Origin of the sequence: Mesoflavibacter sp. (genome assembly GCF_964226795.1) — a bacterium.
GTDB classification, from domain to species: Bacteria; Bacteroidota; Bacteroidia; order Flavobacteriales; family Flavobacteriaceae; genus Mesoflavibacter; species Mesoflavibacter zeaxanthinifaciens.
The window spans coordinates 59,115-79,818 of record NZ_CAXQQP010000014.1; the positions used below are offsets into that span (position 1 = coordinate 59,115).

At 30.1% G+C, this 20,704-nt stretch carries 21 protein-coding genes; 12 read left to right on the forward strand and 9 right to left on the reverse strand.

The features are described from left to right. Positions 1 to 49 precede the first annotated feature (49 nt). Complete coding sequence (locus tag ACEQT4_RS12165) at positions 50 to 580, forward strand: CIA30 family protein (RefSeq protein WP_370228016.1); 531 nt, start codon at positions 50 to 52, stop codon at positions 578 to 580. 273 nt (positions 581 to 853) lie between these two features. After that, positions 854 to 1,429 (forward strand): hypothetical protein, encoded by a 576-nt coding sequence (locus tag ACEQT4_RS12170; RefSeq protein WP_370228018.1) that lies wholly within the window; start codon positions 854 to 856, stop codon positions 1,427 to 1,429. 129 nt (positions 1,430 to 1,558) lie between these two features. Here the strand turns inward: ACEQT4_RS12170 and ACEQT4_RS12175 are convergent, their stop codons facing one another. From ACEQT4_RS12175 to ACEQT4_RS12185, 3 genes are all read right to left on the reverse strand, one after another. After that, a complete protein-coding gene (locus ACEQT4_RS12175) occupies positions 1,559 to 2,764 on the reverse strand; it encodes a peroxiredoxin family protein (protein WP_370228020.1) in 1,206 nt (401 codons plus the stop codon). 87 nt (positions 2,765 to 2,851) lie between these two features. After that, on the reverse strand, positions 2,852 to 3,607 hold the full coding sequence (locus tag ACEQT4_RS12180; protein WP_370228022.1) for a hypothetical protein: 756 nt from the start codon (positions 3,605 to 3,607) through the stop codon (positions 2,852 to 2,854). A gap of 2 nt (positions 3,608 to 3,609) precedes the next feature. Then, complete coding sequence (locus ACEQT4_RS12185; protein ID WP_370228024.1) at positions 3,610 to 3,822, reverse strand: hypothetical protein; 213 nt, start codon at positions 3,820 to 3,822, stop codon at positions 3,610 to 3,612. 290 nt (positions 3,823 to 4,112) lie between these two features. On the opposite strand from ACEQT4_RS12185, the gene pheT reads away from it, so the two are divergent. The 5 genes from pheT (at position 4,113) to ACEQT4_RS12210 (ending at position 8,701) form a co-directional block, all read left to right on the forward strand. Beyond that, positions 4,113 to 6,542, forward strand: coding sequence for a phenylalanine--tRNA ligase subunit beta (pheT, locus tag ACEQT4_RS12190; protein WP_370228026.1), 2,430 nt, complete (start codon positions 4,113 to 4,115; stop codon positions 6,540 to 6,542). A 7-nt stretch (positions 6,543 to 6,549) separates the two neighbouring features. Continuing rightward, positions 6,550 to 7,407, forward strand: coding sequence for a phosphatase PAP2 family protein (locus ACEQT4_RS12195; RefSeq protein WP_370228028.1), 858 nt, complete (start codon positions 6,550 to 6,552; stop codon positions 7,405 to 7,407). 12 nt (positions 7,408 to 7,419) lie between these two features. Beyond that, on the forward strand, positions 7,420 to 7,605 hold the full coding sequence (locus tag ACEQT4_RS12200) for a hypothetical protein (protein ID WP_370228030.1): 186 nt from the start codon (positions 7,420 to 7,422) through the stop codon (positions 7,603 to 7,605). A gap of 101 nt (positions 7,606 to 7,706) precedes the next feature. After that, positions 7,707 to 8,423, forward strand: a complete 717-nt coding sequence (locus ACEQT4_RS12205) for a hypothetical protein (protein WP_370228032.1) — start codon at positions 7,707 to 7,709, stop codon at positions 8,421 to 8,423. A 50-nt stretch (positions 8,424 to 8,473) separates the two neighbouring features. Next, positions 8,474 to 8,701: a putative signal transducing protein gene (locus ACEQT4_RS12210; RefSeq protein WP_027879736.1), complete on the forward strand. Its 228-nt coding sequence runs from the start codon at positions 8,474 to 8,476 to the stop codon at positions 8,699 to 8,701. Positions 8,702 to 8,771: 70 nt separating this feature from the next. Here ACEQT4_RS12210 and ACEQT4_RS12215 read toward each other — a convergent pair whose 3' ends face one another. Then, positions 8,772 to 9,350, reverse strand: coding sequence for a fasciclin domain-containing protein (locus ACEQT4_RS12215; protein ID WP_370228034.1), 579 nt, complete (start codon positions 9,348 to 9,350; stop codon positions 8,772 to 8,774). A 158-nt stretch (positions 9,351 to 9,508) separates the two neighbouring features. Then, complete coding sequence (locus tag ACEQT4_RS12220) at positions 9,509 to 11,128, reverse strand: ABC-F family ATP-binding cassette domain-containing protein (RefSeq protein ID WP_370228036.1); 1,620 nt, start codon at positions 11,126 to 11,128, stop codon at positions 9,509 to 9,511. A gap of 191 nt (positions 11,129 to 11,319) precedes the next feature. On the opposite strand from ACEQT4_RS12220, the gene ACEQT4_RS12225 reads away from it, so the two are divergent. Continuing rightward, positions 11,320 to 12,714, forward strand: coding sequence for a TlpA family protein disulfide reductase (locus tag ACEQT4_RS12225; RefSeq protein WP_370228038.1), 1,395 nt, complete (start codon positions 11,320 to 11,322; stop codon positions 12,712 to 12,714). A gap of 45 nt (positions 12,715 to 12,759) precedes the next feature. Here the strand turns inward: ACEQT4_RS12225 and ACEQT4_RS12230 are convergent, their stop codons facing one another. The 4 genes from ACEQT4_RS12230 to ACEQT4_RS12245 form a co-directional block, all read right to left on the reverse strand. Next, positions 12,760 to 13,116, reverse strand: coding sequence for a heavy-metal-associated domain-containing protein (locus ACEQT4_RS12230; RefSeq protein ID WP_370228040.1), 357 nt, complete (start codon positions 13,114 to 13,116; stop codon positions 12,760 to 12,762). An 11-nt stretch (positions 13,117 to 13,127) separates the two neighbouring features. Continuing rightward, a complete protein-coding gene (locus tag ACEQT4_RS12235) occupies positions 13,128 to 15,365 on the reverse strand; it encodes a TonB-dependent receptor domain-containing protein (protein WP_370228042.1) in 2,238 nt (745 codons plus the stop codon). A 1-nt stretch (position 15,366) separates the two neighbouring features. Continuing rightward, positions 15,367 to 16,092: a heavy-metal-associated domain-containing protein gene (locus ACEQT4_RS12240; protein WP_370228044.1), complete on the reverse strand. Its 726-nt coding sequence runs from the start codon at positions 16,090 to 16,092 to the stop codon at positions 15,367 to 15,369. A gap of 64 nt (positions 16,093 to 16,156) precedes the next feature. Continuing rightward, positions 16,157 to 16,549: a hypothetical protein gene (locus tag ACEQT4_RS12245; RefSeq protein WP_370228046.1), complete on the reverse strand. Its 393-nt coding sequence runs from the start codon at positions 16,547 to 16,549 to the stop codon at positions 16,157 to 16,159. A gap of 120 nt (positions 16,550 to 16,669) precedes the next feature. On the opposite strand from ACEQT4_RS12245, the gene ACEQT4_RS12250 reads away from it, so the two are divergent. The 4 genes from ACEQT4_RS12250 to ACEQT4_RS12265 all read left to right on the forward strand — a co-directional run bounded on the left by ACEQT4_RS12250 (position 16,670) and on the right by ACEQT4_RS12265 (position 20,649). After that, complete coding sequence (locus tag ACEQT4_RS12250) at positions 16,670 to 17,461, forward strand: DUF3108 domain-containing protein (protein WP_027879728.1); 792 nt, start codon at positions 16,670 to 16,672, stop codon at positions 17,459 to 17,461. A 5-nt stretch (positions 17,462 to 17,466) separates the two neighbouring features. Further along, positions 17,467 to 17,799: an FUSC family protein gene (locus ACEQT4_RS12255; RefSeq protein WP_106678690.1), complete on the forward strand. Its 333-nt coding sequence runs from the start codon at positions 17,467 to 17,469 to the stop codon at positions 17,797 to 17,799. Positions 17,800 to 17,959: 160 nt separating this feature from the next. Beyond that, a complete protein-coding gene (locus ACEQT4_RS12260; protein WP_370228049.1) occupies positions 17,960 to 18,994 on the forward strand; it encodes a M28 family metallopeptidase in 1,035 nt (344 codons plus the stop codon). Between the two features lie 95 nt (positions 18,995 to 19,089). Then, the gene (locus ACEQT4_RS12265) at positions 19,090 to 20,649 is read left to right on the forward strand and encodes a M28 family metallopeptidase (protein WP_370228051.1); all 1,560 of its coding nucleotides are present in this window, start codon (positions 19,090 to 19,092) and stop codon (positions 20,647 to 20,649) included. The last annotated feature ends 55 nt before the right edge of the window (positions 20,650 to 20,704 follow it).

A 20,704-nucleotide genomic window follows, 5' to 3' on the forward strand; every position in this document is an offset into this window, starting at 1 on the left:
ATTCATTTAACAAACTGCTATAAAATCCGTATTTTTAGAGTAAAAAACTATGAAAACTCTAATCTTAACCTTAATCCTTTTTGCTTTTATGACTTCAATTACAATTTTTCAGTTTAATAACACCAGTAATTTAGATAATTGGCAAATTGTAGATGATGTTGTTATGGGTGGAAAATCTAACGGAAACTTTCAATTAAATAAAGATGGTCATGCAGTATTTAGCGGCGACGTATCTTTAGAAAATAATGGTGGTTTTAGCTCTGTGCAATATACTTTTGATGCTTTAGATATTACCAACTACAAAACGGTTTGTATCAAGCTAAAAGGCGATGGTAACAACTATCAATTTAGATTAAAAAAAGACCAAAACGACTATTATTCTTATAAAAAAGAGTTTAAAACCAACGGAGATTGGCAAACTATTAAATTACAACTAGCTAGTTTGCAACCAACTTATAGAGGTAGATCTTTAGATATACCAAATTTTAATAGCAACAGTATTGAACAACTTACTTTTTTAATTGCCAATAAAAAACCACAGTCTTTTAAGTTAGTATTAGATAAGATTTGGCTGGAGTAAACTGTTTTATTATTTACATTGTAGGAGAAATCGCATCTTATTCACAGTAAAGGATTTGCTTATTCTACTCTGAACTAATTGTGTTATGTCTCACATGTGTTCGACATGACTAAGGGACGCTTTTTAACTCTTTATAAAACGTAACGGTATTTAATATGGATTAATTGGTTTTATATCGAATGTTTTCTCATGTTTTAAACAGAAAATATATCTTCACTTTACAATAGATAAAACTAATTGAAAACTCGACTTATCTAAGTGTTGTAACTAATTATGAAATACTCATTCCTTACAATAATTTTAATGACATTCTTGAACTCTTTTAGTCAAGAATCAAAAGATTTTATAAAATCGGAACAATATTATTTAACTGAAATAGACTCATTAACTATAAAAAAGTATTGGGAAAATTTCCCATATGAAAACTCACCTGAACCAATTTCTATTTATTTAAAAAACAAGAATAGAGAAACTCTGTATGAAATAAAAATATCTGAATTGGAATTTTATAGTGGAACTACAATTGAGATTTTAAATATTGATAATTTGACAAATATCGAGCAAATAATACATTTGGAATCTGGATCTGATGCATGTTGCACCAACTATTATTCGACTTATTTACTAAAAACAAAAGAAGGCAAATTAATAGAACTTCCTGAATTGGAATATCTTCATTGTGATGGACCAACACCTATAACTGAATACAGATTTCCAAATCAAAAGTTTGGAATCAAAAATCAGATTTTATTGACCAAATCAAATCTGAATAAAAATTACGAAGTTGAATCCATTGAAATTTTAAAAACATATTCTTGGAATGGAAAAACATTTGAATTGAAAAAATAACCATTTACAACAATGTATAAATTCATCCGCAATTTTCTATCTTTCAACTCAATCGGAAAATCGTACCGATTTTCCGCAACTGAAATTTATACGTTAACGTAAAGTGTAGTTAAAAAACTAAAACACTTACTATTCCGCTAACAATTTATCCATAAACGCTGTAAACTCTTCTTTAAACTCGGTAAATTTTTCTCCAGTTGCAGGACCGTTAAAACCTGTGTGTATCTTGCGTACTTTACCATTTTTATCTATAAAAATAGACGTAGGATAACTTAATACGTTATTAAGCATTGGTAATTTTTCGTTGGCTTTACTTTTGCTAGTTGTACCAGTTTGCGCTAATAAAATTGGGTAGTTAATCCCTACTCTGTCTTTTAGGCGTTTTATGTTTTTAAACGCTACTTCTTCGGTTTTTGCGTATTCAAACGCTAGCGCTACAAATTCGATGTCTTTATCTTTATTGTTGTTGTAATATTGTGCGTAGTAATTACTTTCATCTAAACAGTTTGGACACCACGTACCCATAATTTGTACAACTACTACTTTATTTTTAAATCTATCATCGGTTAATGATATTTGGTTTCCGTTTTCATCAGGAAATGTAAATTCTAAAGTTTCATAACCATCTTTTAAATAAGTTAATGTGTTGGCATCTGCTAATTTAAAATCGTCATTACGTTTAGCAATAAAAGGTTCTTCCCAATGGTTACCAGAATAAAATGTACCGTTTAATGTACTATCGGTTACGGTTGCAGTAAATAAAAATGCATGTGAGCCATCAAATGTTGATAATTGCATTTGGTTACCACTAATCACTCCATCTAAGTAACGATAATCACCTGTTTCGGTTCTAAATGTTCCTGTTACAGTGTTTCCGTTTTGTTTAAATATTCCTTTTGCTTTATAGCTATCATCTGAATTAGGGCTAAATGTAGTTTCCCAATTACCAGATATATTAGTTTTTGGCAAATTAGAGGTATTAAATCGTGTTTTTTCTGGTTTTGCTGTAAATGGCACGCTACGATCTTTTCCTTCGGTAATGAAATGTCCTGTGATTATTTTGTTTTCTACTTTTGTTTTTATGTAGCTTTCAAATACTGGCATTTGTATAAAAACTGAGTCGTTTTTGTAGCTTATCTCATCTACCGTTATAACTTCTTCTGCATTATAAATTTCTAAAGTATTAGCATCTTTAACTTTAAATAAAAATGGTAGATTAAGGTTGTCTTTTATTTTTAGTTCTGCTCTGTAAAGTCCTGAATATAAAAACTCAGTTGTATCTTGTTGACAAGAAAAAATAAGCACTGCTATTAATAGAATTGTTATTTTACGCATGTTATAAGAGTTTAAGGTGGTAAAAATAGTCACAAAAAAAGTGTTGCCAAAACAACACCTTAGTTTTATGTAAATATTAAGACTACACTACTCTTCTATTTGTTCTATTTTTTGCTCTTGTTTAGCTATTTCAATTCGTTTTAAAGCTACTTTTTCTTTTACTTCTTTAATCTTTAATTCGTGTTGTTTTAGGCGTTCTTCAATCTTATTCATCTTTTCGAACCTAGATTTTGCGTCTTCAAGGGTAAGCTTTTTGTCTTCTAGCATCTGTTTAGTTTTTATCCTTGCTAATTCTAACCTAGATTGGCTGTTACTAACAAATTCTTGACGCTTTTCTATATGTTTCTGACTTATTTTTAAACGCTGTTTAGCCATCTCTGCACGTTTAAGACCAAATTGTTTTTGACTTATTCCAGATTGTTGTCGTTGCTCTTCTAAGATTTGTTTACGTGCCTCTAACTCTTCTTTATAAGAATTATGGATTTCTTTTAGCTCTTCATGCTCTTCTTGACGCAGTTGTTTTAATTCTTGCAGTAACGCTTTACGTTCTTCTGGAGATGCCTCTTTCATTTTTTCTTTAATCGCTTCTGCTTGCTGTTGCATTTGACTATACACTGCTTTGTGTTGCGATTTCATTTTGGCATGTTTTTCTTTTATTTCTTCACGCTTTTCTTGAATATCTTTACGATTTGCTTCATGTTTCTGTATGGTTTTCTCCCTTTCTATTTCTTTTTGTTGCTCGATCTTGTTTTTGGCTTCATTTAATTTGTTTTGCGCCAATAACTGTTGCGATGCTAATCCTATAAAAAAGACAAGCATTAAAAGTGGTTGTAAGATTTTCATAATTATTGATCTAAGTTTTCTAAGTCTTGCAAGTCTTGGTCTATATCTTTAGCTTCTTGGTCTAACTGTTCGACCATCTTCAGTGTTTCTTCTTCTATAGATTGAATAGAATCTACTGCAGCTTCAACATTTTTATTGTCTTCTGTTTTTGTTTCTCTACAAGATGTTAAAGAAATAGTAAGCATTAAAAATACGATACTAAATATTGTTTTCATTTTTATGAAATTAATTAATCATTGTTCAAATTACGTATCATCTAATTAAATAGACTTTCGATTTAGAGGTTTAACACTGTTTTTTAGTTGAATTACACTTTTTACCGATACAGAACATAAAAAACTCAATACCAATAACTTAAGATGGAAAATTAGCAAAGAAGTTTCTTCAGTAAAACTTTTAATTTGCTTTAATTTAAAACTTATAATTTAATTTTTACAAAAAACGTTTTTAGGCGTTTCTATTGCTGCCAAGTATTGTTATATTTGTGCCCTTAATTAGCAGATAAATGAAGATTTCTTACAACTGGATAAAACAGTTTATAAAAACCGATTGGACAGCAGAACAAACTAGCGAATTACTAACAGATTTAGGTCTTGAAGTTGAAGGATTAGACCTTTACCAAAGTGTAAAAGGCGGTTTAGAAGGTGTTGTTGTTGGCGAAGTTTTAACTTGCGTACAACATAGTAATGCAGATAAACTTAAAGTAACTACAGTAAATATTGGACAAGAACAACCTGTACAAATTGTTTGTGGCGCACCAAATGTTGCTGCTGGACAAAAAGTACCTGTAGCTACTATCGGCACGACTTTGTATACTGAAGATGGTGAAGCATGGACTATTAAAAAAGGTAAAATAAGAGGCGAAGAATCTCATGGAATGATTTGCGCAGAAGACGAGCTTGGTTTAGGTAAATCTCATGACGGTATTATGGTATTACCAGAAGATACTATAGTTGGCACACCTTGCGCAGAGCTTTTTGAAGTAGAAAATGATCAAGTTTTTGAAATTGGTTTAACACCAAACCGTGCAGATGCTATGAGCCATTTTGGTACTGCAAGAGATCTTAGAGCTGGTTTATTACAAAAAGGAATTAATTTAGAACTTATTACACCTAGTGTAAGTTCTTACCACGTAGATAGCAGAACTTTAAAAATAGATGTAGATGTAAAAGATTATGATTTAGCACCACGCTATTGCGGTGTAACTTTATCTGGTCTAAAAGTTGAAGAGTCTCCTGCTTGGCTACAAAATAGATTAAAAGCTATTGGATTAGCACCAATAAATAATATTGTAGACGCTACTAACTATGTATTACACGAGTTAGGACAACCTTTACACGCTTTTGACGCTGCAAAAATAACAGGACATAAAGTTGAAGTTAAAACTTACGAAGCTGGAACAAAATTTACCACTTTAGATGGTGTTGAACGCGAGTTACATGAAGACGATTTAATGATTTGTGATGCAGAAAAACCAATGTGTATTGCTGGTGTTTTTGGAGGTGCCGATAGTGGTGTAACAGAACACACAACTGCCATCTTCTTAGAAAGCGCGTACTTTAACCCTGTTAGTGTGCGTAAAACAGCTAAGCGTCATGGATTAAACACCGATGCATCTTTTAGATTTGAACGTGGTATTGACCCAAACCTTACTAAATACGCTTTAAAACGTGCGGCTTTATTAATTTTAGAGATTGCTGGTGGAGAAATTACTAGTGATATTTTAGATTTTTACCCTAAAAAAATTGAAGATTTTCAAGTCACTTTAAGTTTTGATAAAATTACAAAACTTGTAGGGCAAGAAATACCTAAAGAAGAAGTAAAATCTATACTAGCATCTTTAGATATAAAAATAAATAGTGTTACAGAAACTAATTTAGGTTTAATCATACCGCCATATCGTAACGACGTTACAAGAGAAGCAGATGTTATTGAAGAAATATTAAGAGTATACGGATATAACAATATAGAAATTAGCACAAAGATGAATGCTTCTGTATCAAACTCTTCTCGTTTTGAAGATTATAAGCTACAAAACGTTGTTGGTAACTTATTAGCCTCACAAGGTTGGTACGAAATTATGGCTAATTCTTTAACAAGCGCTAAATACATAGAGTTAAGCGAGCAGTTAAAAGAAGAGCATAATATACAAATGCTTAACCCATTAAGTCAAGATCTTGGCGTAATGCGTCAAAGTTTAGTATTCTCTGGTTTAGAAGCTTTAAGTTATAACATCAATAGAAGACAAACCAATTTAAAGTTTTTTGAATTTGGTAAAACCTATCACAATTATAACGGTACAAGAGAAGAACATAAACACTTATCTTTATTTGTAACAGGTTTTAAAAACGAAGAGAATTGGGCACATACACCACAAGAAAAGACTAACTTTTTCCATTTAAAAGGAAGTGTTGCCGCAATATTATCAAGATTAGGTATTGATAGATATCAAGAAAGCACAGCTAAAAATGACGTGTTTAGCGAAGGTTTACAATTAAATATTGGTCGTGATACTTTAGTTGAGTTTGGAGTTTTAAAAAGTAAAATAACTAAACAGTTTGATATTACCCAAGATGTGTTTTATGCAGATTTTAATTGGGACACAATTTTAGTTGTAGCTAAACGAAACAAAATTAAATTTACACCTATACCTAAGTATCCAGAAGTAAGACGTGATTTTGCTTTGCTATTAGATAATAATGTAACCTTTGAAAGCATTACTAAAATAGCTAAGAAAACAGAAAAGAAATTACTTAAAAACATTAATCTATTTGATGTTTATCAAGGTAAAAACTTACCTGACGGTAAAAAAAGTTATGCAGTAAGCTTTACATTTTTAGACGAAAACAAAACGCTTACAGATAAGGTTGTAGATAAAATTATGAGTAAGCTACAAAGCAACTTTGAAAGTGAACTTGGCGCTGAATTAAGATAATACGCTCATGAAAAATCATATTTTAATAGTTTTTAGCATTGCTATGCTAATTAGCAATACAGTTAATAGTCAAAATAAACTATATAAAATTAATCAAGACTCTACATCTACACTTGGTCTTTTAAAATATGATATAAATACAACCTTACAGAGTGTAAAACACGCCTTTACAAGACCTATTTACTGGAAAAAAAAGGATTACACTAAGTTAGGAGGTTTAATTGCAGGTACTGCTTTGTTATCCTTAACAGATGAAAGCGTTAATAATTTTGCAAACAAACATTCTGATAAATTCCCAAAATTAATCAGAGATGTTGGTTGGTATTTTGGTAGTCCTCAAAACTATTTTATGGCAAATGCAGGATTATACGGTTATGGTCTTTTTGCTAAAAACGAAAAAGTTAGATATACTAGCGTTTTAATTATATCCTCATCCATTACGTCTGGATTCTTGCAATCCTTAGCCAAAAATGCATTTGGAAGAGCTAGACCAGGAAGAGACTTAGGGGCATTTTACTTTAAACCACTATCTAAAGAAGGTGGATTTCACTCTTTCCCTTCTGGTCACACTGTATTGTCTGTTACTATGACGCATGCAATTGCAAAACAGTTTAAAAATCCTTGGGTAAAAACAGGTATTTATGCTTTTGGTGCCATACCACCTTTATCAAGATTGGTAGATGACGCACATTGGATTACAGATATAGCTTTTAGCACTGCTTTAAGTATTATTGTTGTAGATAGTATTGATAAGTTTTTAAAGAAAAATAACGCATTTGACATAGACCATAATAGACCTTCAAATAAAATCTCTTGGAACTTTATGTTTAGCGGTAATAAAGTTGGTCTTATTGGTACTTTCTAGCAAAACCTAAACATGTCAAAAAATCAAGGCAGCACTTTTAGTTTAATCCTAGGTATTTTCTTTATATTTTTTGGCATTTACAGAGTCTACAAATATTTTATTAATGAAGTAAGCACTTTTAGAGCTATACTTGGTTTTGGTTTTATTGTATATGGTATCTTTATTTTATTTCAATACAAAAAAGCAAAACAATCATAATTATTACTTGTTAAACAAAACATTTTTTTCTAGTATTCTAAATGTTAAACCTTTGCAATTAAGCTAAGTATGTTTTATTTTTAGGTTAAAAAATAAATGCTATGATTTTTAACCCTACAAACATAGAAGAAAAACTACGTCTGCAACAATCTAAGCAAATAGCACTACCAGACATTTTAAAACAAGTACAAGCCATTTTTGATGCTGAAAATGAAAAAGAAATTAATATTGAAAATGAATTGAAATCTGCCAATAGTAGCACCAGCAATTTGTTTAATGTAGAGCTTTTAAAAAGTGATCAAATTTTTCATATAGACAGCATTAAAAAAACGTGTATTGATTACCGACTTCGATTTTTAGATACTAAGTATTTTAAAAATGAATTTCCGCAAGAAGCCATTAATAAAATAAAAGCTTTAGAAAAAGAACACAACATCACACTAAGCGGATTTAAAATCATGGCGCCTTCTAAACTATTTAAGTTAGAAAACCCTGATGATCCTTTATTATTTGCACCCATAGGAAATGGTTACTATTACTTAATACACAAATGGGGAAATGATTTAAATCCATTTAGAAAATGGCGTATGCTACCTTTTAAAAATTATGAAAACTTATTGGTCTTTGCGTTAATTGTTAGTTTTGCATTAACCTATCTTTTTAATTATAACTTACCGCAAGACAACAATTACACAAGTTATTTTTTCTTATTGTTTCTATTCATGTTTAAATCTATAGTTGGCATTGTTATTTACTATGCGATTTCTCAAGGAAAAAATGTGAATTCTGCAATTTGGAATAACAAATACAGTAAGTAATTTATTGCATAATTTTTAGTATCTTTAATAGAAATCAATACTAAAAAACTATGGAAACGGAATATATAAAAATTTACACTGGAGACTTTTTAACCTCACAACGCATACAACAACGCTTAGAAGATATTGGCATTAATGCAGTGGTAAAAAATGAAGATGAATCTGCAAGACTGGCTGGTTTTGCAAATCCTGTACCAAGCTTGCAAGATATTTATGTACATGAAACCGAACTTGAAAAAGCTAAAACAGTTGTCGATGCTATTAAAAGCGAGATATAATTAAAAGAAAAAAGCCTCTTCAAAACGAAGAGGCTTTTAACACTAATTCAAATAGCATTTACACGGTTTATTATGACTTTGGTAATAATACAGTATCTACAACATGTATTACACCATTAGATTGATTTACATCTGCAATAGTTACTTTAGCTGAGTTTCCGTTTTCATCGGTTACATAAACGTCATTTCCTTTTGTCCAAGCAGTTAATGTTCCTCCTGAAACAGTTTTAATTACTGCTTTACCATCGCCTTTTTTAATTAATTTAGCAATAGCTTTAGCATTCCATTTTCCAGAAACAACATGATACTTTAAAATAGTTTGTAATTGTTCTTTATTTTCTGGTTTTACTAAAGTTGCTACTGTTCCTTCTGGTAATTTATCAAATGCTGCGTTTGTTGGTGCAAATACAGTAAATGGTCCTTCACTTTGTAAAACTTCAACTAAACCTGCTGCTTTTACTGCTGCTACTAAAGTTGTATGATCTTTAGAGTTTACCGCATTTTCTACAATATTTTTAGAAGGATACATTGCTGCTCCACCAACCATTTTTGTATCTTCTTTCATCATTTTGTTTTGAGCAAATCCTAAAGAAGTCACAAAGAATAAACTAAGCCCTAATACGATTTTTGATAATTTTTTTGTTTTCATAATAAATTGATTTTTGGTTTTTATGTTCAGTCTATCTACGCAGTTAAGTTTTGCTTGGTTTTATATTTTTTCAATTTAACAGAGAATTAACAAAATCCCTAAATAAAAAAGCCTTCAAATTAAATCTGAAGGCTTTTAACGTTTTATTTTTAAGATAGTTACACAGCATACATTTTATCACGCTGCTCTTTTATCTTTTTATCTTCCATATACTCATCAAAAGTAGTATATCTATCAATTACTCCATTTGGTGTAAGTTCTACTACTCTATTTGCTACAGTTTGAGCAAACTCATGATCGTGAGTTGTAAAAAGAACAGTTCCTTTAAATTTCTTTAAAGAGTTATTAAAAGCTGTAATACTTTCTAAGTCTAAGTGGTTTGTAGGTTCGTCTAGCATTAACACGTTAGCTCTAATCATCATCATTCTTGATAGCATACAACGTACTTTTTCTCCTCCAGATAGTACATTAGATTTTTTAAGTGCTTCTTCTCCAGAAAAAATCATTTTTCCTAAGAAACCTCTAATATGTACTTCTTCTCTTTCTTCTTCTGTTTTTGCCCATTGACGTAACCAATCTACTAGCGTTAAGTCGTTTTCAAAAAACTTACTATTATCTAATGGTAAGTAAGATTGTGTTGTGGTTATTCCCCAAGAAAATTCGCCAGCATCTGCCTTTTGGTTACCGTTTAATATTTCATAAAATGCTGTTGTTGCACGAGAGTCTCTTGAAAACACAACCACTTTATCTCCTTTTTGAAGATTTAAATCGATGTTTTTAAACAGTACTTCGCCATCTAAAGATGCAGCTAAACCTTCAACATTTAATATTTGATCGCCAGCTTCACGCTCGCGTTCAAAAATAATAGCTGGATAACGTCTTGATGTTGGCTTAATTTCGTCCACATTAAGCTTATCAATCATTTTCTTTCTTGATGTAGCTTGCTTACTTTTTGCAACGTTAGCAGAGAAACGACGAATAAACTCTTCTAGTTCTTTTTTCTTCTCTTCTGCTTTTTTGTTTTGTTGTGCACGTTGTCTTGCTGCTAATTGTGAAGACTCATACCAAAACGTATAGTTACCAGAAAAGTGATTGATTTTTCCGAAGTCAATATCACTAATATGCGTACAAACAGCGTCTAAAAAGTGACGGTCGTGAGATACAACAATTACACAATTATCGTAGTTTGCTAAGAAGTTTTCTAACCAAGTTATTGTTTCGTAATCTAGATCGTTGGTAGGCTCATCCATGATTAACACATCAGGATTACCAAATAAGGCTTGTGCCAAAAGCACACGTACTTTTTGCTTACCATCTAAATCTGCCATTAAGGTGTAATGTAAATCTTCTTTTATACCTAAGTTAGATAGCATAGCTGCAGCATCACTATCTGCATTCCAACCATTCATCTCTTCAAACTGTACTTGAAGCTCACCTATTTTTTCAGCATTTTCATCAGTATAATCTGCATAAAGCGCATCTATTTCTGTTTTAATTTTATATAAAGGTTTATTTCCTTTTAAAACAGTGTCTAAGACTGTATCTTCATCATGCTTATTGTGGTTTTGTTCTAAAACCGACATACGTTTTCCTGCTTCTAAACTAACATGTCCAGAAGTTGGTTCCATTTTTCCAGATAATATTTTAAGGAATGTCGATTTTCCTGCACCGTTGGCTCCGATAATTCCGTAGCAGTTTCCGTTATTAAAAGTGGTATTTACCTCATCAAAAAGAATACGTTTACCAAATTGAACAGATAAATTAGATACTGATAACATAAGCTATAATTTAATTTTTTGCAAAAGTAGAAAATTAGTATCAAAAAACACTATATATTGCCTTATTATAAGTTTTAACAACGCATTAACATTATGAATATATTGCAAAACATATTTTTGTTGATATATAGATAATAAGCCCTTAATATATAATGAATTATAAATTCGTATACTTTTTTTTAGCAATATCTTTGAGTTTTTTTTCTTGCGAAAAGGATAAAAAGGCTAGCCTAGATGGTAATGCTTTTTTTGGAGGCGAAATTATTAACCCAAATTCTAACTTTATTGTTATACTTAAAGAAAACAAAGTTTTAGACAGCGTTTACTTAGATCAAAACAACCGTTTTTCTTATATTTTTAAAAACTTTGAGCCTGGTCTTTTTAGGTTTTATGACGGTAAAGAATTTCAATCTGTACTTATACAACCCAATGATAGTTTGATGTTTAGGTTAAATACTATTGAATTTGATGAATCTTTAGTGTTTACCGGTATTGGCGAAAAAGAAAATAACTTTTTAATTGATTTATTTCTTCTAAACGACAAACTACAAGATTCTGTCTTAAAAATTAGTCAATTAGAGCCTGATGAATTTGAAGAAAAGTTAGATGAAATTAGAAATCAAAAACTAGAAAAGCTTAAAAGTTTTAATGAAAAAAACGAAACTACTGAGATTTTTAACACTTTAGCAAAAGCTAAGATTGATTATAACTATTATTATAGTAAAGAAGCGTATCCTTTTATAAATTACAGAGAAAACGAAGAACAAATTTTTAACGAACTACCTGAAAATTTTTATAACTACAGAAAAGATATAGACTACAATAGTAATTTATTAAGAGAATACAGACCTTACGTATCTTTTTTAAGAGTACACTTTAATAATCTTGCTCTACAACAACATTTTAAACACTCTGAAGATAGTACCTATAATAATAAGTCTTTAGAGTATAACATAGATAAGTTTAATCTTATAAGCGATAAAATAAATGATACATTTATTAAAAATAGACTGCTTTACTATAACATGGTTAAATTTATTAATGGATCTGAAAATGATAAAGATTACGAGACGCTTTTAAATTTATTTAAAAAGAAAAGTACTAATAAAGATCAAATAGTTAAGGCTAGCAAACTTGTCAAGACATACAAAAGATTAAAACCTGGTAACACTTTGCCAGACGTAACAGTAATTAATAAAAATGATGAGTTTTTATCTATTAAAAAGATAATTGAGAAACCAACTGTTATATACTTTTGGGACGTATCCAAACGCTACAGATACCACTTAAAAGATGTACATCTAAAAGCTGCAGAATTAAGTAAAAAATACCCTGAAATAGAATTTATTGCTATAAATGTAAATAACATTAGTACAAGAGAACAAGCAGATATTTTACAGCGTAACCGTTTACCTTTTGTTAATGAGTATCATTTTAAGTCGCCTAAAAAAGCTTTAGAATTATTAGCGATAAGTCCTATTAACAAAGTATTTTTAGTGGATAAAAAAGGTAATATTGTTAATCCAAAAGGTAATATGTTTGACATCAAATTTGAAAATGAGTTATTAGCCTTGATTAATAAGTAAATTATAATTATATAAAAAAAGCCTGCTAATAAGCAGGCTTTTTTTTTAGTCTTTCTTATGATCATTTTGTACTTCAATATCTCTATACCTGCAACATGCGTGTACAGAGTTATAAGCTTCTTCTGTTGCTTTTAGCGTTTTTGTATCGTGTCCTACAGATACTACACTTTTTTGGATGCTATCTAAATTTGTTTTACGCTCATCGTAAATTAGCTTTAATTCGTGTGTTTCTACATTCCAATTAGCACTTTTTACGCCTTTAGTTTGGTAACATGCTTTTTCTATTCGTGCTTTACACATACCGCAAATACCATCTACTTCTAAAGAAGCTCTTTTATTTTTATTTTGAGCAAACGTAGTTGTAGTAACTGTCATAATTAATAAAATCAATAATTTTTTCATTGTAATATATTTTAATTTAATTTATATCGTAATCCTGTATAATACATACTTCCAAAAATTGGACCGTACACAAAATTAGTATCAAATGCTGTTCCAAAAGGGTCATTTGCACTAACTATAGGATTATCTTGTTTTACATTAGTTATATTTTCTCCTCCTAAATATATTTCAAATTTAGATGAAAACACTTTAGTAACTTGCATGTTTAATGTAGCTACTGTTGGAGTAAATTTATTTAATTGATATTGTATTGGGTTATCTATTGTTGAAGAAAATCGTTGTTCTCCTAACCAATTAAAAGTAGCATCAAACTTCCATTGACTTTGGTTTTTTAATTCTGTTTTATATCCTGCATTAGCAAAAAAACGATGTTTTGGAGTTAATGGTTTTGATAATTTACCCGTTTGGTAGTCGGTTTTAACATCATAATATTTATATGCTGTTCTTAAATCGAAGTTATTAAATGCTTCGTAGTTAACTTCAACTTGAAAACTATTTGCGTAACTACTACCTTGTAAATTATAAAAACTAACAGCTTGAGCATTTTCTAAATCTACAACCACTTGGTTTTTAAAATCTGTTCTATAAAAATCAAAAGTTACATCTGCTTTTCTTCCAAAAAGATTAAAACCTTGTAGATATGAAACACCATAATTCCATGCAATTTCAGGATCTAAACCATAAACTGGTCCATTATTATTTAAAATTGAAAACTGTCTTGAAGACGCAAATAAGTTCTGGTTTTCAGCAAAAATATTAGCGCTACGTTTACCGCGACCAAAAGAGGCTCTAAAAGCAGATTTACTCCAAGGAGAATATCTTAAGTGAAAACGTGGTGTAATGAATTCGCCTAACAAATTATGAGTATCAAAACGCAAGCCTGCAGTAAGGTTAAGCTTTTTTAAGTTATCAAAAGAATACTCAAAAAATCCACCAAAGCTACGCTCTACCCTATCATAATTTGTATTTAATGCAAACTCATCATAATTATCATACGTAAAATTTACACCTGTTTTTATTTTATGTCTAGAGTCGCTTATTATCGAGTTATAAATAACGTTAGAATATACACTTGTGTGTTCTATATTATATTCATTTAAACCAAAGTAAGAATCTTGTTGGTGATTACTTAATGCCATTTGAACACCTAGACTTTGCCAAGGTAAATCTGCATTTACATATCCAAATTTACCCGAAATTTCGTAACGTTTAGTATCTATTTCGCTTCCCCAATTATTAGTTGTTAATTTGTCTGTATCTGGATCAAAATCAATTTGACCTGATTGCTTATAATCATCTAAATACTTAAGGTTTAAAAAAGTAACAATACCTTTTTGGGTATTAGTATACTGCCAACGATTCATCAAGTTAATTTGATTAAACTTTGGCATATCCAAAAATCCATCGTCATTTCGATCATGCTCTTCTTGATGCGTATTACCATGTATATAAAGACCTGTACTAATGTTTTTAGAAACATTTGTATTAAAGTGTGTGTTAAGTTCTAGCCTTTCGCTTGTTGCGGCATAAAGGTTAACAAATACATTATCATCTGTCATCGGTTTTTGCAATTCGGCATTAATCTGTCCCGAAATACTCTCGTACCCATTGACAACACTTCCTGCTCCTTTTGTTATTTGTATACTTTCTACCCATGTTCCTGGGATAAAGCTTAATCCGTAAGCTTGAGAAGCACCACGAACTGATGGAATATTTTCGGTAGCAATTAAAATATAAGGACTTGATAGACCTAACATTTTAATTTGCTTAGTACCTGTTACTGCATCACTAAAGTTAACGTCTATAGAAGGGTTAGTTTCAAAACTTTCGGACAAATTACAACATGCAGCTTTTAATAACTCATCACTACTTACATATTGTATGTTTTCTGATTGTATATAAGATCTTGAAGTAGATTTAACTTTAGAGTCTAAAACCACTTCATCTAAACTTGTTGTAGGTTCTAACCAGTGTTTTATCGTTTTACTAGAGTTTACTGTTATTGTATCTGTTTTAAAACCAACATAGCTAATCACTAATTTATTAGATGTTTTACTTAAAGGTAAACTAAAGCTGCCGTCAAACTCTGTAGATGTTCCTACTGTTGTGTTTAACCAAACTAGATTAGCGCCAGGTAAAGGGGTTTCTTTTTGTTCTTCATTTGCTTCATACACATAACCCTTAAGTTGGTTTTGCGCAAAAATGGTTAATGGTAAAAAGCAAAATAGTAATATAAATAGCTTTTTCATATTACCCGTAAATTTCTATTAGCATTACTATTGCCATTATAATCATAATGGAATTTTCTATAAATGTAGCTTTGGTCATTGGTAATTTTAAAGCAGTACCCAAACAAGCACATTGTATTGCTTTTTTGTCCAATAAAGATTTTGTTACACCAACTGTTGTAATGCCTAAAATTATTATTGTAATTATTAATGCTACAGAAATTTCTATTCGCATTAAAAACATTATACCTAAAGCTAATTCTATAAAAGGGTAAATCCAACCATATGCAGGTAAAGCTTTAGCTAACGGGTCATACATTTTAAAACTTTCAGGAAAACCTTTTAAATCTAAAAACTTAAAAAAGCTAAATACGATATAAAAAATACCCATAAAATCTAGCATAAAGTTTGAAACATCAAACCTATTTCTATTTAGTAAATATGAGGCAGCAATAATATATCCAAAGATTAAAAATAGTGGAAATAACTGTCTTATTAGTGATTCTTTTTCTTTAGAAACTGAATCAAATACGTTGCTCTCTTTACTTTTCTTATTAATAGTATATTTAATAGACAATGCGTCTTGTAAAGTATTTATTGAAATGTGTTTAGACATACCTATTTCAACCTCGGCATTTTCTAAGTCTACCGAAACATCTGTTACATAATCTAAACTTTGTAAAGCTTTTTCAACAGAAGCTTTGCAACCATTACAGGTCATTCCTGTAACGTTATATGTGTGTGTCATGATTTTTTAATTTAATTGTACAATTTTTAATTCCGCAAAAGCGGAGCTATATAAAAATTGTAAATCAAATTATGTAAACATCGTGAAGTTGCTGTAAATCTATAACTAGATTTGGTGGTGAATAAAATTGATGCGGAACAGTTTGCTTTGACAAACTTTCTTTAAACAAAAAGAAATTATAAACAAACGCTGCAAACACAATTTGCTTACTTATATCTAAGTCTTCAAACTTAGTAACTTTAAGCTTGTCTTGTCCCTTAATTATTTCTACATCGTCTTTACAGCATGATTTTGGCATTTCAATAACATCAGAGCATTTTTTTACTTTAGAAAATACTGCTGAGTCTACCAAACGATCACCACAATAATGCTTTTCTACAGTAAAAGATAATGTAGAGAACAGCACTAAAAATGCCATTAATACTGAAAAGACGCTATGTAAAATTTTTAGTTTCACGATGCAAAATTACAAAATAAAACGACTTACTAAGCGTTTAACATGTCTTTAAAATATTGTAGATTAATATTCGGCACAATTCGTGTTATATTATATCTTTGAAATTATAATAAACAACCTATGAAACATCTTTTTACAACTATTACTGTTTTATTATTATCCTGTGCTTCTTTTGCTCAAAATAATAATGCTTTTAAAGCAGGTGAAAAACTAACATTTTCAGCAGCTTATAATATGTCTGGTATTTTAACAGATATAGCCGAAGTTAAAATGGAAACAAGCGCTGTAAACACAAGCGGAACTACATTATATCGTTTAAAATGTTCTGCCACTACGTATTCTAATTTTGATAGTTTTTTTAAAATTAGAGATTTATATGAAAGCTATGTTAATCCAAAAACTGTAGCTCCATATTTATACCAAAGAGATATTAGTGAAGGTGGTTATTATAAATTTGTAAAGTACAAGTACAGTTACAAGACCAACACAGTTTCTAGTTTAATTAGAAAAAAATCTAAAAACTTTGCTTCTGGTTTTTGGGACAGAAATAATACTATAAAAATTAAGCCAGGTACAAGAGACATAGTTTCTACTTTATATAAATTAAGAACTTTAGACATACACAAAGCACCTGTTGGAGCTAGTGATACCTTTACAGTTTTATTTGATAATAAAGAAGTTAAATGTAGCTTTAAACTTTTAGGTAAAGAAACTATTAACACTGCTATTGGTAGAAAAGAATGTTATAAAATAGCCATAAACGTTACTAATAATAATGTTTTAAAAGGAAGTAACGCTAATATTATATGGCTTACCGCAGATGAGAATAAGATACCTGTTTATGCTAAATTTAAAATAGCGGTTGGAAGTGGAGAATTAAAAATTAAATCTGCAACTGGCTTAAAAAATTAAAAACTATGAAAAAAGTAACCTTAATATTATCTTTAGTTTGTGCTATTTTAGCAATTATCTTAGCAATATTACCTTTATTTAAATTAGCTTTTATACCAGCAATTTTAGCTTTAGTTTTTGGTATTATTTCCTTTATAAAATCAAAAAAAGATAACCAATCTACGCATGTTGTACAAGTTTCTTTTTTATTAGTAATAATAGCTTTAGGCTTATCTACTTATAAAACTGTTTTTACTGTACAAGAAGTTGGTAACACAGAAGAACTTGAGCAACGTGAAAAAGAAAATGAAGAAAAAGCTTTAGAAGAACTTGAAGATTTAGATATAGATCTAGAATAACAGATTAAATCGTATCTAATCAAAAAAGAGGAATCTTATTTTAAGATTCCTCTTTTTTATTATACTGATAATTAATGTGTTTTGATAAATTTTGAAAAGAAAAACATTTATTTTTGAAACAAATAAACATATCTTTACCGACCAAATATTCATCCTGATAATGAAATCGCTTTTAATAATCTCTGCATTATCCTTAGTTGGTTCTTGTACAACCACTAAATATTCAACTAAAATAAATAATCTTAAAGATTCTATTGTTATAAAAGATTCTGCAACAATTAGTAAATATGCAAAAACAATTACTGTAGAAGAACTTAAATCTCAAATTTATAACATAGCTTCAGACTCTTTTAATGGTAGAGAAGTTGGAAGCAAAGGTCAAAAGTTAGCTGCAAACTACATTAAAGATTTTTATGTCAAAGAAAAAATATTACCTGGTAATGATTCAACGTATTTTCAATATATACCAAAGTCATTTCTTCCAAAACAATATAATGCTTCAGAAAATGTTGTAGCTTTCATAAAAGGTAAAGAAAAACCTGAAGAAGTATTAATTATTTCTGGACATTACGACCATTTAGGCGTAACTGATGGACAGATTAATAATGGTGCAGACGATAATGGATCTGGTACTGTTGCCATGCTGCAAATAGCACAAGCTTTTAAAGAAGCAGAACGTAATGGGATTTTACCAAGAAGAAGTATATTATTTTTACACCTTACTGCAGAGGAAATTGGTTTACAAGGTTCTTTATACTACACACAACATCCGCTTTTTCCTTTAGAAAACACTATTGCAGATCTTAATATTGATATGATTGGACGTGTAGATGATAAACACAAAGATAATCCAGATTATATATACTTAATAGGTTCTGACAGAATTAGTAAAGAGCTCCATTTTATTTCAGAAAAGGTAAACTCTACCTCAACAAACATAGAATTAGATTATACGTTTAATCAAAAAGACGATCCTAACCGATACTATTACAGATCAGATCATTATAATTTTGCTAAAGAAAATATTCCTGTAATCTTCTACTTTAACGGTACTCACGAAGATTACCACAAACCTTCTGATACTGCAGATAAAATTAATTTTAACTTATTAGCTAAGCGTACTAAACTTATTTTTTCTACAGCATGGTACTTAGCGCATAAAGAAGAATTCCTATTACATAACAGTGATATTTAATAATTAAATTCTTCTTAATTATTAAATCTTAGACCTTCAAACTAGAATTTTGTGTTATTTTTGAGAGGCAATTATAGCTCTTAAAACAAATACATATGAAATCATTATTATCTATAGCTAGCTTTAGCTTACTACTTGCTGCTTGTGGTAGTCAACAAAAACAAGCAGAACAAAAAACAACTCAAAAAGAAGTTAGTCCAACAACTTATGCCGAAACAATTACTGAAGCCGAGTTAAAAACTCTTCTTTATGAATATGCATCAGATGAATTTAATGGACGAGAAACAGGTACAGAAGGCGAAGAAAAAGCAGTAAACTTTTTAAAAGCCCACTACATGACTTATGGTGTTCCTGCTGCCAAAGGAAACAATGATTATTTTCAAAAAGTACCACTAGAAAAACTAGCAGCTCCAGATGTAACTTTAACCGCAAATGGTACTGCTTTAAAAAACTTAGAAGACATTGTATCAATCACAGCAATGCCAACAAGTCAATTTTCTGCAAACCAAGTTATTGATTTAGGTTACGGTATAGAGGCTGACAATTACTCTAATTATAAAAATATTGATGTTTCTGGTAAAGTCGTTTTTATACGTTCTGGAGAACCTAAAAACGAAGATGGCACTTACCTAATCTCTGGTACAGAAGAAGCTACTAAATGGTCTAACCTAAGACAAGAATTTGCTACAAAACGTGATATTGCAAAAGAAAAAGGCGCTAAAGCTGTATTGTACTATAATCCAAATATTTTTGGTATGGCTGCTAGACGCTATGGTAGCTCTAGCGGGCGTATGGCACTAAGCGGTAAAGACAATAACATGTATTATATGTTATTAAATGATAATGCTGCAAAAGCTATACTTAAAACAGATACAGCAATAAACAACGCTTTTACTAATAAAGTTTACAATGCAAGTATTGAAATAGACTATACTAATAAATCTGAAGCTTTAAACGGAAATAACGTTGTTGCTTTTGTTGAAGGAACAGAAAAACCAAACGAATATATTATTATCTCTGCTCACTTAGACCACATTGGTAACCATGATGGCGAAATTAATAATGGAGCAGACGACGATGGTTCTGGTACTGTTGCAGTCTTAGAAATTGCAGAAGCTTTTGCTAAAGCCAAAAAAGATGGTCACGGACCAAAACGTTCTATTGTATTTTTAAATGTTACAGGAGAAGAAAAAGGCTTATTAGGTAGTAGCTATTATGCAGATATGGATCCTATTTTTCCTTTAGATCAAACCGTTGCAGATTTAAATATAGACATGATTGGGCGTATTGACCCAAAACGTGAAGGTGACAGAAATTATGTTTACTTAATCGGAAGTGATAAATTAAGTACAGAATTACATAATATTTCTGAAGAAGTAAACAGTAAATACACTAATATAGAATTAGATTACACTTATAACGATGAAAACGATCCAAACCGTTTTTACTACAGAAGTGACCATTACAACTTTGCAAAAAACAATATTCCGGTTATATTCTATTTTAACGGTACACATGATGATTACCATAGACCAAGCGATACTGTAGAAAAAATTAATTATGATCTATTAGAAAATAGAGCGCGTTTAGTATTTTATACAGCTTGGGAATTAGCTAACCGTGACCAAAGAATAGTTGTAGATAAAGCAGAATAAATACAACTACTGCTAAGTAAAATAACTTTTACCATTAATAATCTATCTTTTACTC